Below are 892 nucleotides of genomic sequence, written 5' to 3' on the forward strand. Positions count from 1 at the left end.
TGGAAAAGCGCGTGGCCACCGTGCCCGATGTGGTCGAAAAGCTCATCAAGCTGGGCTTTTCGGTCGCCATCGAATCGGGCGCTGGCGATGCCGCCAACTTCAGCGATGACGCTTATCGCGCAGTGGGAGCCGAGGTGCTGCCCAACGCTGCTGCGGTCTGGGCCGCTGCCGACATCATCTTCAAGGTGCGCCCCCCAACCACCGAAGAAGTCGCGCTGATGCGTGAAGGCCAGATTCTGCTGGACTTCATCTGGCCTGCGCAGAATCCCGAGCTGATGCAGCAACTGGCCGCCAAAAAGGTGACGGTGCTGGCGATCGACTCGCTGCCCCGGACATTGAGCCGCGCGCAGAAGATGGATGCACTGACCTCCATGGCCGGTGTTTCGGGCTACCGAGCCGTGATCGAGGCGGCCAACGCCTTCGGCCGCTATTTCAACGGCCAGATCACGGCGGCGGGCAAGGTGCCCCCGGCCAAGGTCTTCATTGCTGGCGCTGGTGTGGCTGGTTTGTCGGCCATTGGCACGGCGGCCAATCTGGGCGCCATCGTGCGCGCCAACGACACGCGCGCCGAAGTGGCCGACCAGGTCACATCGCTGGGCGGTGAGTTCGTCAAGGTTGACTACGAAGAGGACGGAGCTGGCGGCGGCGGCTATGCCAAGGTCATGAGCGAGGGCTTCCAGGCTGCCCAGCGCCAGATGTATGCCCAGCAGGCCAGGGATGCCGACATCATCATCACCACGGCGCTGATCCCCGGCAAACCCGCGCCCAAGCTCATCACGGGCGAGATGGTGCAGAGCATGAAGCCCGGCAGCGTGATCGTGGACATGGCGGCCGAGCAGGGCGGCAACTGCGAGCTGACCGTGCCCAATGAGGCCGTGGTGCGCCACGGCGT

General features: G+C 65.0%; 1 protein-coding gene. It reads left to right on the forward strand.

The window, feature by feature from the left end; all coding sequences use genetic code 11:
- Positions 1 to 892: Re/Si-specific NAD(P)(+) transhydrogenase subunit alpha (locus P353_RS27375; protein ID WP_034376676.1), on the forward strand; the 892-nt coding region annotated here is incomplete at both ends.

It is taken from the genome of Comamonas testosteroni (assembly GCF_000761245.1).
GTDB lineage: Bacteria > Pseudomonadota > Gammaproteobacteria > Burkholderiales > Burkholderiaceae_C > Comamonas > Comamonas testosteroni_C.